At 71.5% G+C, this 15,467-nt stretch carries 11 protein-coding genes; all 11 read right to left on the bottom strand.

Annotated features, from left to right (window positions below):
* Nucleotides 1–78: 78 nt before the first annotated feature.
* On the bottom strand, nucleotides 79–1,572 hold the full coding sequence (locus tag ACIBK3_RS36215; RefSeq protein WP_399371933.1) for an NCS1 family nucleobase:cation symporter-1: 1,494 nt from the start codon (nucleotides 1,570–1,572) through the stop codon (nucleotides 79–81).
* A 531-nt stretch (nucleotides 1,573–2,103) separates the two neighbouring features.
* Complete coding sequence (locus ACIBK3_RS36210) at nucleotides 2,104–2,817, bottom strand: LuxR C-terminal-related transcriptional regulator (protein WP_399371931.1); 714 nt, start codon at nucleotides 2,815–2,817, stop codon at nucleotides 2,104–2,106.
* 312 nt (nucleotides 2,818–3,129) lie between these two features.
* Nucleotides 3,130–4,875 (bottom strand): PQQ-binding-like beta-propeller repeat protein, encoded by a 1,746-nt coding sequence (locus tag ACIBK3_RS36205; RefSeq protein ID WP_399371930.1) that lies wholly within the window; start codon nucleotides 4,873–4,875, stop codon nucleotides 3,130–3,132.
* 65 nt (nucleotides 4,876–4,940) lie between these two features.
* The gene (locus ACIBK3_RS36200; protein WP_399371929.1) at nucleotides 4,941–6,860 is read right to left on the bottom strand and encodes a PQQ-binding-like beta-propeller repeat protein; all 1,920 of its coding nucleotides are present in this window, start codon (nucleotides 6,858–6,860) and stop codon (nucleotides 4,941–4,943) included.
* Between the two features lie 194 nt (nucleotides 6,861–7,054).
* Nucleotides 7,055–8,869, bottom strand: a complete 1,815-nt coding sequence (locus ACIBK3_RS36195) for an ABC-F family ATP-binding cassette domain-containing protein (protein ID WP_399371928.1) — start codon at nucleotides 8,867–8,869, stop codon at nucleotides 7,055–7,057.
* A 218-nt stretch (nucleotides 8,870–9,087) separates the two neighbouring features.
* Nucleotides 9,088–10,023 carry a 4-(cytidine 5'-diphospho)-2-C-methyl-D-erythritol kinase gene (locus ACIBK3_RS36190; RefSeq protein ID WP_399372026.1) on the bottom strand — a complete coding sequence of 312 codons (936 nt, stop codon included), beginning with the start codon at nucleotides 10,021–10,023 and terminating at the stop codon, nucleotides 9,088–9,090.
* A gap of 2 nt (nucleotides 10,024–10,025) precedes the next feature.
* On the bottom strand, nucleotides 10,026–11,033 hold the full coding sequence (rsmA, locus tag ACIBK3_RS36185) for a 16S rRNA (adenine(1518)-N(6)/adenine(1519)-N(6))-dimethyltransferase RsmA (RefSeq protein WP_399371926.1): 1,008 nt from the start codon (nucleotides 11,031–11,033) through the stop codon (nucleotides 10,026–10,028).
* A gap of 128 nt (nucleotides 11,034–11,161) precedes the next feature.
* Nucleotides 11,162–12,724, bottom strand: coding sequence for a ubiquitin-like domain-containing protein (locus tag ACIBK3_RS36180; protein WP_399371924.1), 1,563 nt, complete (start codon nucleotides 12,722–12,724; stop codon nucleotides 11,162–11,164).
* 141 nt (nucleotides 12,725–12,865) lie between these two features.
* Complete coding sequence (locus ACIBK3_RS36175; RefSeq protein WP_399371922.1) at nucleotides 12,866–13,768, bottom strand: TatD family hydrolase; 903 nt, start codon at nucleotides 13,766–13,768, stop codon at nucleotides 12,866–12,868.
* A 47-nt stretch (nucleotides 13,769–13,815) separates the two neighbouring features.
* Nucleotides 13,816–14,202, bottom strand: coding sequence for a hypothetical protein (locus ACIBK3_RS36170; protein ID WP_399371921.1), 387 nt, complete (start codon nucleotides 14,200–14,202; stop codon nucleotides 13,816–13,818).
* A gap of 344 nt (nucleotides 14,203–14,546) precedes the next feature.
* Entirely contained in the window at nucleotides 14,547–15,404 is an 858-nt protein-coding gene (gene rsmI, locus ACIBK3_RS36165; RefSeq protein WP_030668361.1) for a 16S rRNA (cytidine(1402)-2'-O)-methyltransferase, read from the bottom strand.
* Nucleotides 15,405–15,467 lie beyond the last annotated feature (63 nt).

Raw genomic sequence — 15,467 nt, 5'->3', positions numbered from 1 at the left:
CCGCCCGACACAGATTGATCCCCATGGCCCCTCCTTCGGTACCGGACACCGAAGGAGGGGCCATGTGTACGTCAGGAGCTACTCGGCGACCCGGGCGGCCAGCGGACTCTTCGCCCCGCTCACCGCGAGGTAGAGCACACCGGCGACCAGCACCCCGATGAACCACGAGTACGGGCCGAGCGTCGCCCCGTATCCCGAGGGCCCGTACACCGGCAGGATGCTGGAGAAGACGGCGCCTATGCCGCCCGCCACGAAGGCGCGTACGTTCCAGCCGCCCTGGAAGCGGAACTCCCCGTCCTCCTTGTAGAGCTCGGGGATGTTCAGCTGGGCCTTCCGCAGCAGGTAGTAGTCGACGACGATCACGCCGAAGATCGGGCCCATCGTCGAGCCGATGGCGTTGACGAAGCTCGGCGCGTTGTCCCACGGGTGGAGGGGGTAGAGGCACAGCGCGACGACGGCGGCGATGAGGCCGCCGCGCCGGAAGGTGATGTGCTTCGGTGCGACGTTGGCGAAGTCGAAGGCCGGGCTGACGAAGTTGGCGACGACGTTGATGCCCAGGGTCGCCACCGCGAAGGTGAGGGCCGCGAGCAGGACCAGGGCCGCGCTGTCGAACTTCGCGGAGATGGCGGCCGGTTCGAGGATGACTTCGCCGTAGACCTTGCTGGCGGAGGCCGTCGTCAGGGCGGCGACCAGGGAGAACAGGATCAGGTTGACCGGCAGGCCCCAGACGTTGCCCTTGCGCAGTGTCTTCTCGTCGGGCGCGAACCGGGCGAAGTCGCCGAAGTTGAGGAAGAGGGCGGCGAAGTACGTCACCCAGGTCGCGGCGATGGCCGCGATCGCGGCGAACGAGCCCGGACTCACGTCCAGGCCGGTGGCGTTCTTGGCCAGCGCCGCCAGGTCCTTGGCGGGCATGTCGACGGAGAAGGAGAGCGTGCCGGCCTTCACCGACAGGGCGACGGCCAGGATCAGCATCATCAGCCAGACCGCCGGGCCGGCGAAGTCCTGGAAGCGGCGGACCGTCTCCATGCCCTTGCTGATGATCAGCAACTGGGCGGCCCAGACGCCGAGGTAGCAGATCACCTCCAGGCCGCTGTGGCCGAAGAGGTGACTCGTCTCGTGCAGGTGCTTCGGGCCGTCGTACCGGATGAGGAAGGCGACGACGGCGCCCGCGGCAGCGCTGGTCTGGGCGCCGTACCAGAAGGTGGCGACGACAGCCCGTACGAGAGCCGGGACGTTGGCGCCGAAGGTGCCGAAGGAGGCGCGGGCGAGGACGGGGTAGGGGACTCCGGTCTTCACGCCCGCTTTGCCGATGAGGGTCATCAGCCAGTAGATGATCAGCGAGCCGACGCCGATGCCGATGAGGAACTTGAAGGTGTTCCCGGCGACGAGGAACAGGCTGGCGGCCAGGAAGTAGCCGTACAGACTGTGTACGTCGGAGGTCCAGACGTTGAAGATGCTGAAGGCGCCCCATTTGCGCTCGGTGGCCGGGGCAAGGTCCTCGTTGTAGAGCCGGGGTGAATACTCCTCGGGGACCGGCACGGCCGTCGTCCCTCTGTTCTCCGTATCCGTCATCGCGTTCTCTTCCTGCGCGGGCCGCCACATCGGCGCTCGATGGCGTACAGAGAACGGCCCGGGCGTTGCTCCGTGATGCCGCGCAGGTAACGGGCTGGTCAACGGAAATTCTCTTCCGCTCGCCGGATGCCCGGCTTCGGCCGACCGCGTCCCGCCCGGCGGCACCACCCGTCGGTTCAGCGAGCCGCGCGAGACAGCCGACGTCAGCGCGGAGACACAGGGCAGGGCCGTTCACCGAGGGCCGGCATTCCCTGCGGCGGCGCCTTCTCGGGCGCCGAGGGCACCCAGGGGGTCAAAGCCGAGGCCGAGGCTGCGACGTACGGCGGCGTGCGGCCCGGGATCGTGTACGACGCCGGCCATACGCCCGCTCCGTCCGTACCCCGAACCCCTCCATGCGGGCTCCGGCCCCAGCGGGTCCGCCCGCACCGCCAGAGGTGCCGGCGCGACGAGGCGGACCGGCACCTTCGCGGTAGGGCTCCGGCTTTCCGCGACGGAGCCCAGCGCACTCGCCGACGGCCGGCAAGACGTCCGCTAGGACGCCGGCCCCGACGACGCCCCCGCCTCAGGCAATGAGCCCGACAACGGCCCCGCCCGGTCCAGCAACCCCGTCCGCGCCGCCAGCGCCGCCGCCTCCAGCCTCGACCCCACCCCCAGCTTCATCAGCACCCGCTGCACATGCGTCCGCGCGGTGGACGGCGCTATCCCCATCCCCGCCGCGATCAGCCGCGTGTCCTCGCCGTCGGCCACCCGGACCAGCACCTCGACCTCCCGGGGCGTCAGCATCTGCAGCAGCCGCTGGCCCTCGTCGTCCGGCTGGGCCGCGGGGTTCAGCAGTTCGCTGAACGCCCCTTGCAGCAGTTGCGGCGCCACCGCCGCCTCCCCCGCCCGGGCCTTCATGATCGCGCGCTCGACCCCCTCGATGCGCTCGTCGTGCCGTACGTAGCCGGAGGCGCCCGCGGCGAAGGCCGCCGCGATCCCGCGCGGGCTCGGGACCGGCCCCAGCACCAGCACGGCGACCTGCGGCCGCTCCCGCTTGATCCTCACCACCGGATCGAACATCCCCGGCTCGGCCGGCGTGGCCGTCCCCAGCAGGCACACCTCCGGCGCCCGGCTGATCACCAGCTCCGCCGCACCCGCGGCAGGCGCCGCGGCGGCGAGCACCCGGTGCCCCCGCAGTTTCAACGCCGAGGCCAGCGCCTCGGCGAGCAGTCGGTGGTCGTCGACCACCATGAGCCGCACTCCCATCGAGCAACCCCCCAGTCCCCCCAATGGATCTCCGTGGACCGACAGTGGCTGCCCACGGTGGGGGCCCACTGTCGATGCCCCACTATGGATGCCCACACTGGTCCGAACGGACAGAAGCCCCCTCCCGGCTCCCCCGCCTTCATGCCCCCGGAAGCTACACGCTTGTTCGACGTCGCGCTTCCCCTACCGGTGATAAGTGCCCCGGATCGACGGAATTTCTGGCTTTCCCGGCATTCGAGGGTGATGCGCGGTACGCGACCGGCCCCGCCCCTGAGCAGGGACGGGGCCGTATCCACAGGGCATCGGGCAGGTTCAGCTCGCGCCGAACGCAAGCACCAGATACTCCTTGTCCTCCGAGCCCCCGAGATCACTGGCGAGCACCGAGGACATGTACAGATGCCCCTGCCCGTACCGGAACTCGGAGTAGTCCGGCGACATGCGGGTCTCCGCGTCCCGCACCGACTCCGTCGCAGGGTTCTCCAGCAGCTTCGTCTCCTTGAAGGAGCCCCCGTCGATGCTGACGATCTGACCGCCCTTGTCGTACGGCGGACGCTTGTACGCGAGGAGGTCGGTGCCGTCCATCCGCAACGGCATGATCGTGTAGTCCTCCCCCGCGTCGGCGCGTTGACCGGTCTGCTTGCCGGTGGCGAGGTCGATCGCGACGATCTCGTTGGTCTGGCTGAGCGCGCCGCCGCTGCCGTCGTGCTCCTCGGTCGGCAGATAGAGCCGGTCGTTGCCGACCGCGATCTCGTGGCATTCCTCGACGTCGGTGATGTCGCCGCAGCTGGCCGCGTACTGGTCGCTCGGCGCGGAGATACGGGTACGCAGCTTGCCGGTCCTGTTGTCGATGGAGAAGAAGTCCGAGATCCTGCTGCCGTCCTTCGCGGCCTCGCCGACGTCGGCGGCCACCACCAGCGGATCGGTCGACACGACACTGGCGTACGCGATGCCCTCGGACATCTTGTACTCGGAGATCACCTTGCCGGACTTCGGGTCGATGGTCTGGATGTGCAGCTGGGGCGCGTCGTACGAACCGCACCGCCGCACCGCCACCAGCTTCGCGCCGCCCGCGTACCCGGCGTCGTAGCAGGTGTCGGTCGGCTTGGGGGCCCACAGCTGCTTGCCGGTGGAGAGGTCGAACGCGGCGCCTCCGTTGCCGCTGCCCACGGCGACCGTGTTCGCGCTGACGGTGACGTTGTCGAAGCGGATCGCCTGGTCACCGGCGGTGGCGGTCTTCGTCCACAGCTTCCTGCCCGCGTCGAGGTCGATCGCCGCGACCTGGCTGCAGCCGTGCGAGGGCTCCGCCTTGGTCGGCATCTCGGGCTCGTAGACGATCGCCGTCCTGTTGTCGTTGGTGGTGTGGGGGCTGGCCTGGCACACCGGCCCGGGGAGCTTGATCGTCCACAGTTTGGTGCCCTTGTCCGGGTCGTGGCCGACGATCTCGGCGATGCCGCTCTTGGCGTACACCTTGTCGGTGAGCCAGGAGCCGGCCGTGGCGATCGTGGTGTCCTTGGAGACCGGGGGTTCCGGGACCTGGAAGAGGACCTTGGAGGCGGTGTTCGCGGGCACCTTCTCCACCGGGTCGGTGGCCGTCGTGGTGCCGCCGCCGGTGCCCTTGCCGTCGTTCTTGCCGCCGGAACCGGCGGAGCCGCCGGTGGAGTTCGCGGTGTCGTCCTTCTTGGCGCTGTCGTCACCGGAGGAGGAGGCGTACCAGACGCCACCGCCGACGATCAGCGCGATCGCCACGACGGCGGCGGCGATGATCGCGAGCTGCGCGTTGAGCGACCCCTTGCCGTCCTTGCCGCCCTGCCCGGGCTGCGGCTGCAACGGCATGGTCGGCTGCGGATAGCCGTAACCGGGCGGCCGGCCGTACGGGTCGGGCGCCTGGCCGGGATAGCCGTAGCCGGGGGGCGCCTGCGGAGGCGGCTGTTGCGGGTAGCCGTATCCGGGAGGCGTCTGCGGAGCCACCGGAGGTGTCTGCGGCGGCTGGCCCTGAGGCGGCCCGAACCCGCCCTGCTGCGGTGGCTGATTGGGAGGCGGAGGAGGCGGCTGAGTCATGACGTGGGTACCTCGATGGCGGGGACGACGGCAGACAGAGGGCGACAACGAACGGGAAGGAACGGTCACTTGCCGTAGGCGAGCATCAACTTCTCCTTCGTGTCCTCGTTTCCGGACAGCCGCTTGGTCGAGAGGTAGAACCGCCCGTCGACCCAGTCGATGTCCTTCGAGTAGAAGCCGCTCTCGATCTGCGCGGTCCCCTGCGGGTTCTGCAGCAGCTTGGCCGGCGTGTGCCCGCTGCCGCCCGTCGCGATCGACACGATCCGGCCGCCCGCGGAGTACGACGGCTCCACATAGGCGATGAGCTTGCCGCCCTCGACCTTGACCGGGAGCATCGACTCGTCCGTCGGCGACTTGACGCGCCACTTCTCCTTGCCGGTGGCGAGGTCGACCGCGACGATCTCGTTCGGCCCGTTGGTCGCCTCGGTGGGCAGGTACAGCGTGTTCGCGTCGGCCGCGACGCCCTCGCAGCCCTGCAGGTCACTGGCGAGGAGGGCCAGGCCGCAGGAGGGGGCGAAGTCCTCGTCGAAGCGGACCTGGGAGCGGAAGGTGCCGGTGGCGGTGAGGGTGGAGATGTTCCACGCCTTCTTGTCCTCGTTGGTGCTGTAGACGATCAGCGGGTCGACGGAGTAGATCCGCGAGACCGTCCACCCCTTGTCGAACTTCTGGGTCCACTTGGCCTTGCCGGTCACCGGATCCAGCTCCTGGACCTCGTCGTGCTCGGTGGCCTGGCCGGCGGCGCAGGACGAGACGGCGATCAGCCGCGCACCGCCCGCGAACGCGCCCGGGAAGCAGGCGCTGCCGTACCTCTTCTTGTCGAACAGCTTCTTACCGGTGCGGACGTCGTACGCGGTGCCTGACTGGGAGCGGCCGACCATCAGGGTGTTGCCGCTGACGGTCAGTTCGATCTGGAGGGTGCTGTCGAACAGCGCGCCGTCCTCGACCTTGCCGGTCCAGCCCTTCTTCCCGGTGTTCAGGTCGATCTGCTGGAGCAGGTTGCACTTGGCGCGGTCGCTGGTGCCGCTCATGTACGCGACGACGATCTTGTCGTCGGACGTCTTCTGCGGTGTGACCCCGCAGATCTTCTGCGGGAAGGTGATGGGGTCCCAGGTCGGTGCGCCGTCCCCGACGTTGTAGGCGACGAGCTGCTTGTACGCCGCCTTCACCGCGGTCTTGTCGGTGATCCACATCCCGGGGGCCTCGGCACCGTCGGCGGGCGCGTCCGGTGCCTCCTTGTACCAGAGCACCTTCGCCTCGCCGGCCTTCCGGCCCTCGTTGAGGTTCTCCGGGTCCTCGCCGCCGGCACCGCTGCCGTCACCGGGGTTGACCGGGCCGTCGGTGCCGGTCGCGGTGGGCTTGGAGTCGTCGCTCTGCTGAGCGACCGGCTTCTTGTCGTCGTCACCGCCTCTGGTGGCCACGAACACGGTCCCGCCGATGACCAGCAGTGCGGCCACGGCGGCCCCGATGACGAGGGCCGTCCTCCCCTTGGGACGGCCGCCGGAGCCGGCCGGCGCGGTGCCGGGCGCGCCCGGGAACCGGGGCTGCGGTGGATAGCCGTATCCCTGCGGCTGCGCGTACGGACCCGGCTGCTGCGGATGCCCGTACGGACCGGACTGGCCGTACGATCCGGGCTGGTCGTAGGGACCGGGCTGGGGCGCACCGTACGGACCCGGTTGGGCGTAGGGCCCCGGTTGCGCGTAGGGCCCCGGTTGCGCGTAGGGCCCCGACTGCGGGGCGGCGGGCGGCTGTTGGGGATACCCGTAACCGGGCTGCGGGCCGGCGGAGGGCGGTGGCCCCTGCGGAGGCATCGGAGGCGTCGGGGCCGGCGGTGCCCCGAAACCACTGCCTGGCGGCGGCACTTGCCCCTGCGGTGGTTGCTGTGGCTGCGGCGGTCGGTCCTGCGAGGCTTCGGATCCGCCGTGTGGCGGTGGGTCCTGCGGCGCTCCGAAGCCGCCCTGCGACGGCTGGTTGGGCGGCTGCGTCATCAGCGTGTTCCCCCGTTCAATCACTGATTTTTAGCCACGCCCTGAGGTACGTAACGGACTCAGAGTCGTACTCAGAAAGATCTCAGACGGCCCTTTGTATCACTCGGGACCGACAACGCACCGGGCCGGTTCAGCCCCTGTTCCCAAGGGAGAACCGGCCCGTGATGCCGTCGTTACGCGCCTTCACGCGCCCTTCACGCGTCGTCGGCGAGTTCCAGCCACCGCAGTTCGAGTTCGTCCCGCTCGCCGGCCAAGTCCCGCAGCTCGGCGTCGAGTTCGGCCACCTTCGCGAAGTCGGTGGCGTTCTCCGCGATCCGTGCGTGCAGCTTGGTCTCCTTCTCGGAGATCTTGTCCAACTGCCGTTCGATCTTCTGGAGTTCCTTCTTGGCGGCGCGCTGGTCGGCGGCGCTCTTCTCCGGGACGCCACCCTTCTGGGCGACCGGCGCCGGAGCCGAGGCGGCGGCCGCGGCCTCCTCCATGCGGCGGCGCCGTTCCAGGTACTCGTCGATCCCGCGCGGCAGCATCCGCAGCGTGGCGTCGCCGAGGAGGGCGAAGACGCGGTCGGTGGTGCGCTCGACGAAGAACCGGTCGTGGGAGATCACGATCATGGAGCCGGGCCAGCTGTCGAGGACGTCCTCCAGCTGGGTCAGCGTCTCGATGTCGAGGTCGTTGGTGGGCTCGTCGAGGAAGAGGACGTTGGGTTCGTCCATGAGGAGCCGAAGGAGCTGGAGCCGGCGCCGCTCACCACCCGACAGGTCGCCGACCGGCGTCCACTGCTTCTCCTTGTTGAACCCGAACGTCTCGCACAGCTGCCCGGCGGTCATCTCGCGCCCCTTGCCGAGGTCGACCCGCTCACGCACCTGCTGCACGGCCTCCAGCACCCGCAGGCCGGGGTCGAGTTCGCCGACCTCCTGGGAGAGGTAGGCGAGCTTGACCGTCCTGCCCACCGAGACGCGGCCGCCGACGGGCTGGGTCTCGCCCTCGGTCCACGCCGCCTCGGCCATGGCCCGCAGCAGGGAGGTCTTCCCGGCGCCGTTCACCCCGACCAGGCCGATCCGGTCGCCGGGGCCGAGCTGCCAGGTGACGTGCTTGAGCAGCACCTTGGGGCCGGCCTGGACGGTGACGTCCTCCAGGTCGAACACGGTCTTCCCGAGCCGCGAGGAGGCGAACTTCATCAGCTCGCTGCTGTCCCGGGGCGGCGGTACGTCCGCGATGAGCTCGTTGGCGGCCTCGACACGGAAGCGCGGCTTGGACGTCCGGGCGGGGGCGCCGCGCCGCAGCCAGGCGAGCTCCTTGCGGACCAGGTTCTGCCGCTTGGTCTCCTCCGTGGCGGCGATCCGCTCCCGCTCCGCGCGCGCGAAGACGTAGTCGGAGTAGCCGCCCTCGTACTCGTGGACGACGCCCTTCTGCACGTCCCACATGCGGGTGCAGACCTGGTCGAGGAACCACCGGTCGTGGGTGACGCAGACGAGCGCGGAGCGACGCTCGCGCAGGTGCCTGGCCAGCCAGGAGATGCCCTCGACGTCGAGGTGGTTGGTGGGCTCGTCGAGGACGATCAGGTCCTGCTCGTCGATGAGCAGCTTGGCGAGCGCGATCCGGCGGCGCTCACCGCCGGAGAGCGGCCCGATGACGGTGTCGAGCCCCTGCGGGAAGCCCGGCAGGTCCAGCCCGCCGAACAGCCCGGTGAGTACGTCCCTGATCTTCGCGTTTCCGGCCCACTCGTGGTCGGCGAGGTCCCGGATGACCTCGTGCCGGACGGTGGCGGCAGGGTCGAGGGAGTCGTGCTGCGTGAGCACGCCCAGGCGCAGTCCGCCGGAGTGCGTGACACGGCCGGTGTCGGTCTCCTCCAGCTTGGCGAGCATCCGGATCAGGGTGGTCTTGCCGTCGCCGTTGCGCCCGACCACGCCGATCCGGTCCCCCTCGGAGACGCCGAGGGACACGCCGTCGAGGAGGGCACGAGTGCCGTACACCTTGCTGACGTTCTCGACATTGACCAGATTGACGGCCATTTCTCTCCTGACAGGGGGGACGATCGACCCTCCAGGGTAGTCGCCGGGGCAGGCGCACATCCCCGACCCGTTCCCCCACCCACTCCCCGGCCGCTCCCCCACCCGCTCCCCGCCCCACTCCCCGACCGGCAGCGGGCCGCGAGCGGGAGGCCGGCCCGAGGCCAGGTGGGCAGCCGGCCCGAGGCCGGGCAGGAAGCCGGCGGGAGGCCGGCCGGCGGTCAGGGCCCCGTCGGCACGGTCGCCGCGCCCTGGGTCACCACCGTCGCACCCGGCGCCGGCCCGCACGCCGTACGCACCGTCCGGCAGGTACCCGACGCCCGCAGCGCCTCGGCCACCTCCGCCGCCGACTCGGCCTCCCGCGCGAGGAACGCCGTGGTCGGCCCCGAGCCGGAGACCAGCGCGGCGAGGGCACCGGCGGCCCGGCCGGCCGCGAGGGTGTCGGCGAGCTCCGGGAACAGGGACAGGGCGGCGGGCTGGAGGTCGTTGGAGACGGCGGCGGCGAGCGCGTCGGGGTCGCCCTTGGCGAGGGCGTCGAGCAGTTCCTGGGACGCGACCGGCTCGGGCACGTCAAGGCCCTCGGCCAGCCGGTCGAACTCGCGGAACACGGCCGGCGTCGACAGTCCGCGCTCCGCCATCGCGAACACCCAGTGGAAGGTCCCGCCGACGTCGAGCGTGCGCAGTTTCTCCCCGCGCCCGGTGCCGAGCGCCGCCCCGCCGACCAGGCTGAACGGCACGTCGCTGCCCAACTCGGCGCAGATGTCGAGGAGTTCCTCGCGGGAGGCGTGCGTGCCCCACAGCGTGTCGCAGGCCAGCAGCGCCCCGGCGCCGTCCGCGCTGCCGCCCGCCATGCCGCCGGCCACCGGGATGTCCTTGGCGATGTGGAGGTGGACGGCGGCTTCCCGGCCCTCCAGTCCACGGCGCTCGGCGAGCGCGAGCGCCGCCCGCGCCGCGAGATTCGTACGGTCCAGGGGCACCTGCCCGGCGTCCGGCCCCGCGCAGGTGACGCGCAGTTCGTCGGCCGGGGTCACCGTCACCTCGTCGTACAGGCCGACCGCGAGGAAGACGTTGGCCAGGTCGTGAAACCCGTCGGCCCGGGCGGCACCCACCGCGAGCTGGACATTGACCTTGGCGGGGACGCGTACGGTGACGCTCACGCTCACTGACCGGGCTCCTCGCGCTGGGCGACACGGTTCTCGGGGGCGCCGCTCTCCGTGACGCCGTTCTCGGGGCCACCGGCATCGACGACCCGGTTCTCGGCGCCCCGCTTCTCGGCGACCCGGCTCTCGGCGACCCGGCTCTCGACGACCCGGTTCTCGGCGATCCGCGCGAACTCCTCGACCGTGAGGGCCTCGCCGCGCGCCTGCGGCGAGACACCGGCGGCGACGAGGGCCGCCTCGGCCGCCGCGGCGGAACCCGCCCAGCCGGCCAGCGCGGCCCGCAGGGTCTTGCGGCGCTGGGCGAAAGCTGCGTCCACGACGGCGAACACCTCGCGCCTCGACGCCGACGTCTTGATCGGTTCGGACCGCCGCACCAGCGAGACCAGCCCGCTGTCGACGTTCGGCGCGGGCCAGAACACGGTGCGGCCGATGGACCCGGCCCGCTTGACCTCGGCGTACCAGTTGGCCTTCACGGACGGGACGCCGTACACCTTCGAGCCGGGCGGCGCGGCGAGCCGGTCGGCGACCTCCGCCTGCACCATCACGAGGGTGCGCTCGATGCCCGGGAAGGTCTCGAGCATGTGCAGCAGCACCGGTACGGCCACGTTGTACGGCAGGTTCGCCACCAGCGCGGTCGGGGGCGGGCCCGGCAGCTCGGTCACGTGCATCGCATCGGAGTGCACCAGCGCGAACCGGTCCGCCCGCCGCGGCATCCGCGCCGCGATCGTCGCGGGCAGCGCGCCGGCCAGCACGTCGTCGATCTCGACGGCGACGACCCGGTCGGCCGCCTCCAGCAGCGCGAGGGTGAGCGAGCCGAGTCCCGGGCCGACCTCCACCACCACGTCGTCGGGCCGGACACCGGCGGTACGGACGATACGGCGGACCGTGTTCGCGTCGATCACGAAGTTCTGACCGCGCTGCTTGGTGGGGCGCACACCGAGCGCACCCGCGAGTTCACGGACGTCGGCGGGACCGAGAAGGGCATCGGGGGCGGGGCTGCTGCTCACGGGACAAGGGTACGGGGGTGTACTCGGCGGGCTTCACCAGCTTGCCCGGAGCCGGGGCCGGAGCCGGAGCCGGGGCCGGAGCCGGTACGACGGCCCGCGGCCAGGGCCTGCAACAGGCCCTAGGCCGCTCACCCATGCAACCGCCCCCCGCAATGCGGCCAAGGACTGGCCCCCCGCCGCGCATAGAGCTTCTTCGCCCGGTACGTCTGCTCCGCCGCCGACGCGTCCTGCGGCCGCCCCTTCCCTCCGAGGCTCTGCCAGGTCTGCGTGTCGAACTGGTACAGCCCGCCGTACGTCCCCGACGAGTCGACGGCTCCCGGCCGCCCACCGGACTCGCACGCCGCCAGCCCCTGCCAGTCGAGATCGTCCGCCCCCCGCACGGACGAGGGGAGCGGCTTCGTGCCCACCTTGACCACCTGCGGCCGCGGCTCCCGCACCAGCTCCGTCCGGAGCCACCGCGGCTTCTGCCGCACGCCGTTGACGGTCCGCAGGGAGTACGTGGTCCGCCGCAGCCCCGGCTGCCCGGCCCGCTCGACGATCTCGGTGCCGCGGAACAGCCCGGGATCCTCGGTCCGTTCCACCGTGAACGGGATCGACTCCTCCCGGACCTCCTTGCTCCCGGTGATCCGCAGCACGGTGACGGTCTGCCCGTCGCGCGGGAAGCTCTCCGGCGTCACGGACGTCGTGTCCTGTCCGCGCAGGGTGATCCCGGCCTGCGCGACGGCCTCGCGCACGGTCGCCGCGTTGGTGCGGATCGTGCGGGCCCGGCCGTCCGCCATGACGGTCACGGCACGCTCGGTACGCACGTCCAGCGCGAGCCCCCCGTGTCCGATGCGCCGGGAGCGCGAGGCGGACAGGTACGCGCCCTCCGCACGCACCCCCAGCTGTCGCAGCGCCCCCTCCACCGTGTGCGCCGTCGTCCACACCTCGCGCCGCTGGCCGTCCAGGGTGAGGCGGACGGGGCGGCCGTAGTGCACCGCGACCTCGTCGCCGTTGGCCAGGGCCTCGCCGGGAGCGGGCGCGACCACGTCGTGCGCCCCGACCCGCACGCCCTCCTCGGCGAGCAGTTCGGTGACGTCGTCCGCGAAGGTGTGCAGGGTGCGCGGGGTGCCGTCGACGCTCAGCTCGATCGCCTTGTCCTTGGCGACGAACGCGGTGGTGCCGCCGGCCAGGAAGGCGACGACCAGCGCCTGCGGAAGCAGCCGGCGCATGGTGCTGTCGGTGCGCTCGGCGGACCGCGCCCGGCGCCGGCGCGCGGCCCGCCCGCTCACCTGACTCGCGCGGGCGCGTGCGACGGGCGCGGGCATCTCCGGCACGCCCTGCCACGGCACCTCGGGTCGGGCCGTCTCCGGCACCTCGTAGGCGGGCCGGTACGTGTCCTCGTACGCCGGTGGCGCCAGATCCCCGTACGCCGGTGCTGTCGGGTCCTCGTACGCCGGTGGCGTCGGGTCGTCGTACGCCGGTGCTGTCGGGTCCTCGTACGCGGCCGGTGTGCCGTACGCCGTCGGCGCCGCGTCCACGCCGTAGGCCGGCGTCTTCGCCGTGCGCAGACCGGTGCGCAGACCGGTGCGCAGACCGGTGCGCAGACCGGTGCGCAGACCGGTGCGCAGACCGGTGGGCAGGCCGGGGCGCGGCTCGGGGGCCGGCTCCGTGCCGTACGTCTCGAACGTCTGGTACTGCGAGTTGCTCACGCCGACACGCTCCAGGGGCCGAGGGGTCCAGAGGGGGTCCGGATCGAGCCCCAGAACCTAGCGGAGCGAGAGTAACTCTCCAAAGCGACTCGACTACTCAGAGTCGTGTTCGAGCAGGGTGATAACGGCACAGCAACGGGGTCAGTAGCCGAAAGCGCGTGCGGTGTTGGCGGCGAGTGCCGACGCCAGCGCGTCCTCCCCGATGCCCCGCACGGCCGCCATCGCACGCACCGTGACCGGAATGAGATACGGGGCGTTGGGCCGTCCGCGATACGGCACCGGCGTCAGGAACGGCGCGTCGGTCTCCACCAGCAGCAGTTCCAGCGGGGCCACGGCCACGGCGTCCCGCAGGTTCTGGGCGTTCTTGAAGGTGACGTTGCCTGCGAAGGACATGAAATACCCGGCGCCGGCGCAGATCTCCGCCATCTCGGCGTCCCCGGAGTAGCAGTGGAAGACGGTGCGCTCGGGGGCGCCCTCCTCCTTCAGCACGCGCAGCACGTCGGCGTGGGCGTCGCGGTCGTGGATGACCAGGGCCTTGCCGTGCCGCTTGGCGATCTCGATGTGGGCGCGGAAGGACCGCTCCTGCGCCTGTTTGCCCTCGGGCCCGGTGCGGAAGTAGTCCAGTCCCGTCTCACCGACGCCCTTGACCTGTTCCAGGCCGGCCAGCCGGTCGATCTCGGCGAGCGCCTCGTCGAGCCCGGCCTCGCCGCCCGGCTGCCGCGCCCCCTGCCGGGACCAGCCGTCCGGGTCGCCGTGCACGATCCGCGGAGCCTCGTTGGGGTGCAGCGCGACGGTCGCGTGGACGGCGTCGTACCGCGCGGCCGTCTCGGCGGCCCACCGCGAGCCGGCCACGTCGCAGCCGACCTGCACGACCGTCGTCACCCCGACCGACGCGGCCTTCGCGAGCCCCTCCCCCACAGTCCCGGCCTGCATGTCGAGGTGGGTGTGGGAGTCGGCGACCGGCACCCGGAGGGGCTCCGGGAGCGGCGGGGCCGCGTTCTTGTCGCGCTTGTCTGACGTGCCGGAGGCGGCGTTCGAAGGCATGCCCCGATCCTACGAAAGGGGCATGCCGTCACCGGTGCCGGAGCGGGTCAGCTCGCCTTGCGCTGGAACGGGTGCAGGATGTCGGACAGATGCCAGTGGTGGGGCTCCTTCTGACCGCCCTGCCCCTGGCTCTCGCCCGCGCCCCTCGGCGCCTCCACCGGCCCGGCCGGCGGCGTCTCGTGCTGCCGGTGAGCGGCTTCGCGGGCCGACGCGACCCGTCCCGGCCGCATGATCCGTACGACGTGGTTGTCGCAGTTCGCGCAGGAGGGCCTGGAGAGCGGAGAGGGCACGACCTGACCGTCCACCACGTACTGCACGAACTCGCGGCCGTCGGCGTCCACGTGGTGCTCTATCTGGTACGACTGCTCCCATCCGTGCCCGCATCGCATGCAGGCGAAGGAATACGACTCGTGGACCACGGCAGTCTCACTCATGCCAGCTCCTCTTGTCCGCCGGAGGAAGGGACAAGCGTCCCCGCACCCCAGTGGACGCCTCCGCCCGCGTGAACGCATCGGCCCTGTCGAGTGTTGGAGGCGATTTGGACGATGCTTGCCAAAACAGCCTCACTGAGCGGGCTGGGCTTTGCTTTTCCCGCCCGCCCTTTACCCGGCGATGGGGCGCTCGCTCAGAGGAGATACGCCCTGCTCAGAGGGCATCGTGCGCCCGCTCACAACGCCGCCTTCACAGTGCCGCTTTCACCACGTCGCCTTCACTGTGCCGCGTTCACAAGACCGCGTTCACAACACCGGTTCGCTGGGCCGCGTTCACAAGACCACGTTCACAGCGCCGCGTTCTTCGCCGCCACCACCGCGTCGAACACCTCACGCTTGGGCAGTCCCGCTTCCGCGGCCACCGCGGCGATCGCCTCCTTGCGCCGCTCCCCCGCCTCCTCGCGCACCCGCACCCGCCGCACGAGTTCCGCGGCGTCGAGCTCCTCGGGCCCCTTGTCCGGCGCGCCCTCGACGACGACGGTGATCTCGCCGCGCACACCCTGAGCCGCCCACGCGGCCAGCTCGCCGAGCCCACCGCGCTTGACCTCCTCGTACGTCTTGGTCAGCTCGCGGCAGACGGCGGCCCGCCGGTCGGCGCCGAACACCTCGGCCATCGCGGCGAGGGTGTCGTCGAGCCGGTGCGGGGCCTCGAAGTAGACGAGTGTGCGCCGTTCGCCCGCGACCTCCCGCAGCCGGGACAGCCGTTCACCCGCCTTGCGCGGCAGGAACCCCTCGAAGCAGAACCGGTCGACGGGCAGCCCGGACAGCGCGAGCGCGGTGAGCACGGCGGAAGGTCCCGGTACGGCGGTGACGCGGATGTCCTTCTCCACGGCCGCCGCGACCAGCCGGTACCCGGGGTCGGACACGGACGGCATGCCCGCGTCGGTCACCAGCAGCACCCGCGCGCCGCCCACCAGTTCCTCGACCAGTTCGGGCGTCCGGGCGGCTTCGTTGCCCTCGAAGTAGGAGACGACCCTCCCCTTGGGCGTCACACCGAGCGCCTGCGTCAGCCGGCGCAGCCGCCGGGTGTCCTCGGCGGCGACGACGTCGGCACCGGCCAGCTCCTCGGCGAGCCGGGGCGGGGCGTCGGAGACGTCACCGATGGGAGTGCCGGCGAGGACCAGGGTTCCGGGCGCAACTGTCACGTTTCCATCCTCGCAGGGGCCGAGAGGCAGGACTCACACAGCCCGGTTCCCTACGATGGCGCG

The sequence above is a fragment of the Streptomyces sp. NPDC050287 genome (genome assembly GCF_044459385.1).
Taxonomy (GTDB): Bacteria; Actinomycetota; Actinomycetes; order Streptomycetales; family Streptomycetaceae; genus Streptomyces.
The sequence above is the reverse complement of the archived record's forward strand: the minus strand, read 5'-3'. Positions and strand labels throughout refer to the sequence as shown.

Coding starts and splice junctions, on each gene's coding strand:
- ACIBK3_RS36175 (WP_399371922.1), bottom strand. CDS start 13,768: ATGCCTTCGAACGCCGCCTCCGGCACGTCAGACAAGCGCGACAAGAAC.
- ACIBK3_RS36205 (WP_399371930.1), bottom strand. CDS start 4,875: ATGACTCAGCCGCCTCCTCCGCCTCCCAATCAGCCACCGCAGCAGGGC.
- ACIBK3_RS36170 (WP_399371921.1), bottom strand. CDS start 14,202: ATGAGTGAGACTGCCGTGGTCCACGAGTCGTATTCCTTCGCCTGCATG.
- ACIBK3_RS36200 (WP_399371929.1), bottom strand. CDS start 6,860: ATGACGCAGCCGCCCAACCAGCCGTCGCAGGGCGGCTTCGGAGCGCCG.
- ACIBK3_RS36210 (WP_399371931.1), bottom strand. CDS start 2,817: ATGGGAGTGCGGCTCATGGTGGTCGACGACCACCGACTGCTCGCCGAG.
- ACIBK3_RS36195 (WP_399371928.1), bottom strand. CDS start 8,869: ATGGCCGTCAATCTGGTCAATGTCGAGAACGTCAGCAAGGTGTACGGC.
- ACIBK3_RS36215 (WP_399371933.1), bottom strand. CDS start 1,572: ATGACGGATACGGAGAACAGAGGGACGACGGCCGTGCCGGTCCCCGAG.